Source organism: Streptomyces sp. 4N509B, assembly GCF_052245655.1.
In the GTDB taxonomy this organism is placed as follows: Bacteria; Actinomycetota; Actinomycetes; order Streptomycetales; family Streptomycetaceae; genus Streptomyces.
The window spans coordinates 1-3,097 of the sequence record NZ_JBQQBZ010000085.1 but is presented as its reverse complement, the minus strand read 5'-3'; the positions used below and the strand labels follow the sequence as shown (position 1 = coordinate 3,097).

The following is a 3,097-nucleotide window of genomic DNA, read 5'->3' as shown; positions in this document are numbered from 1 at the left end:
GTTCTGGATGATGATGTTGCTGGCCTCGCGGATGTGGATGCCGATCTGGTCGAACGTGGCCCCACTCCCGACGCCGATGATCGAGACGTTGCTGATCTGCTTGAGCTCGATCACGTCCTCGGCGGTGCTGCAACTGTCGCCGGAGACCTTGCTGGTGTTGCCGTGGTTGATGGTCCCCTCGACCTGGATGATGATCGGGGTGTCCTCGCTGGCCCGGTTACACAGGGCCTGGTGGATCGCGGTACCGGTGGTGGCCCGCACCGTCTGTCCACCCTCGCCGCCGGTGGTGCCACCGTTCTGGGTCGCGTACCCGGTGACGCCACCGGTCGCCGCCGACGCCGACTCGGGCATCGACATCACCACGCCCGTCGCGGCGGCGACGGCCATCAGGGCCAGCGACGAATAGAGTCGCAGTGCGACTGGTCGTCTCATCCTCGTCTTCCTCTTCCCTCTCGTTCTCACATGCCGGCTACTCCGTCGTCGAGGCATGGGGCTGCTGGCGAGGGCACGTCAGCTACCTCGACGCGTGGGGCGGGGCACCCTTCGCGTGGCGAACCGGGCCGCGGCCCGGAGTCGCGGTGAACGTTCAGGCGGCAGCTTTCTGCCAGGGGCATGACAGAAAGAACCCCCATTCACGCGCCGACCACCGGAACCAGCGACGTCGTCCAGCCACCGGCTCATAAGCGACCGTCACCGACGGAACCGTGACGGACAGCGCGCCGCGTCTCGCTCATGGCGTGCACCCTTCGTCCACGGCGCGTCACCATCCCGGGGCGAAGCGCTTGCGACGGAACACTGGCGGCTCGTACACAGTGTCACGACGGAGGCCGCGACGTTTGCCTTCGCTGACGACCCTCCATCAGGAAAGCGCTTTCTAGTGCTGTGTTGGGAGAGTAGGGCGCAACCGTTGCACTGGCAAGAGATCGCTCAGGATCCGCCCCAAGACGGCTCGCCCCCGCGAAACCTCCGACCTGACGAGAATCTTCACCAACATGGCCGCCAGGGGACGGAGTTGCGAGCAGGACCTGCCCCAGCCCCCGCGAAACCCGAGGTCAACGCCCCGACGCTCCGAGCGCGACCCTCACACCGGCCACCTCGCTGCGCTCCACCCCACCGGGAACAGAACTGACCGCTAGCACCCTTCGCCCCCCTGACACGACGGGCGGCGCGCGCCGGCCGCCCGTCCCCCCACCCACCAGCCGGGCACCGCCCGAGCGGGTGGCGCCACCCGCCTCGGCCTGCGTCACGCCCATCCGCGACCCGCGCCGTCGGCGGATCACGTGGACCACGGTGGCTCTCATGCGCCGGAAGCCCTGGCCTTCAGCGCGCCCAGATCAGGAGCCTCAGCCTGGGAGCCCGGCACGACTCGACCGATGCGCCGACCGCCCGGATGAGCGGAGAGTTCCGCGAGGGCTTGCATCGGGGTCAACCCTCTGGCCTTGCAGTCGCGCAACTTGAGAGTCCACGACACGGCCGCGTTAGCCGCGTCATCCCCTGAGCCGTCCGGCAGAAGGAACGCGGCGGCGCCGTCCTCGTCAGCCGCCCAGATGTAGCCGTAGAACACGCCCTCGTTGGCGACCTCAACGTAGTGGACTGCTTTGACAGTGCTAGCTTTGTACCTTTCTGGACCTCCTGGGACCCGCCTTGGCTGGAGGTCTTCCAACATTCGAGGCGACATGTTGTTTTCCGTATTCATAAAGTTCATCCTTCGATCGTCGTGAACTAGACTGGCTTCACTACGGCATAAATCTGCCATTGCCCATTGTATTGGAACGCGCGCGTCACCTCATAGCTCAGGCCTCGCCCGAGCAGCAATTCGCGCTCGCCCGCTCCGAACGCTGACAACCTCTCAACCCACAGGGCAGGGGTCCCTGCGGGAACTCGCAGATGAAGGACCGCTTCCCGTCCGGCGAACGCAGATGCCGGATCGCCCAGCGATGTGGACATGTATGAGGCATCCGTGAACGTCTCGCCCATCATATCGATGGGTTCCACATCGTAATGACCCAATCCCGTCCCTCTTACAACGATAACGTCTTCCGGAAGAGGATTCCCACTCATCACCTCGTCGATCCGCGCGATGTCATCGAGAACGTGAGGCGTTCCGAGTGCTTCGTTCCCACGGAGGAACCCGTTGATGTCCTGGTAGGTAGGCCGCCCCTGAGGGTGAGGGGGCTCCACCGTGTAGTCGTGCACCGCCTGCCGTTGAGCATGCGGGAGGTTGTCGGCATACTCGTTCCAGTGAGCAGCTCCGTAGCGCATGGCGTCGTGGTTGTCGACAAACGATACAGCGCCGTTCCTGATTTCAGCTTCAGCCACCAGGAACTGCTCTTCGGGGGTCAGCTCCTCCCAAGTCCCCGCCGGAAGGCTCCCGTGCCCAACTTCTGCCTCGCGTGAAGGCGGGGCTGCCCCGTGGTCCCGACTAACAGCGGACTGGTCTCCAGGGCTGTCCCAAGGGTCGCCGCTGACCGGACCACCGGAATGGAAACCGTTAGCGCCCCCCTCACCCGCAGCCGTCGTGCGATTTTCGGCTTCTGCGGTACGCCCGTTGGTAATTCTCTCCGTGTGAGCGGAATATCTTTGGGAGGAGCGGTCGGCGTGGGCCGCAGCATGGTTCAGCTCATCACTGACGACCCCGGGACGATCCGGGTAGTTGGCGTAAGGCTCAGCAGGTGCGTCCTGGTAACGAACCACGATGCCGTCCGAGTTGGCGATCACCCCGTTGGGGAGGAGCAGCTCTCCGGTTTCGGGATCGAGGACGGCTCCCTCGGGAACCAAGTCTTCGGGGTTGTGGGGGATGAGGATGGTGCTGTCGTCGAGCCGGAGTGTGGCGGTGCCGAGGGGGAGGTCGTCGAGGGTGGGGTTGGGTGGGATGGTGGTGCTGTCGGGGAGGCGGTAGCCGGCGTTGTCGGGCAGGCGGGTGGCGTCGATCGCGTTGATGGCGGCGAGGTGGGCGGTGAGGTCGGGAAGGCGCAGGGCCGAGAACGCGGCGGAGGTGCCCCGGGCGACGTGGGTCATGGGGTCGAGGGCGCGGCCGGCGTGGGTGGCGGCGCGGGCTGCGGTCGAGGCGGTGCGGGCTGCTGCTCCGGTGGCGACG

Annotated in this window: 2 protein-coding genes and 1 pseudogene; all 3 read right to left on the bottom strand. The window is 66.0% G+C overall.

All coding sequences use genetic code 11. The features are described 5' to 3' along the window. Positions 1 to 432, bottom strand: a pseudogene (locus ACTWP5_RS32010) (pectate lyase); the annotation flags it as partial. 865 nt (positions 433 to 1,297) lie between these two features. Next, positions 1,298 to 1,564 (bottom strand): hypothetical protein, encoded by a 267-nt coding sequence (locus ACTWP5_RS32005; protein WP_443224698.1) that lies wholly within the window; start codon positions 1,562 to 1,564, stop codon positions 1,298 to 1,300. Between the two features lie 158 nt (positions 1,565 to 1,722). Further along, positions 1,723 to 3,097, bottom strand: a 1,375-nt coding sequence (locus ACTWP5_RS32000; protein WP_443224697.1) for an ADP-ribosyltransferase, incomplete at its 5' end; no start/stop codon positions are given.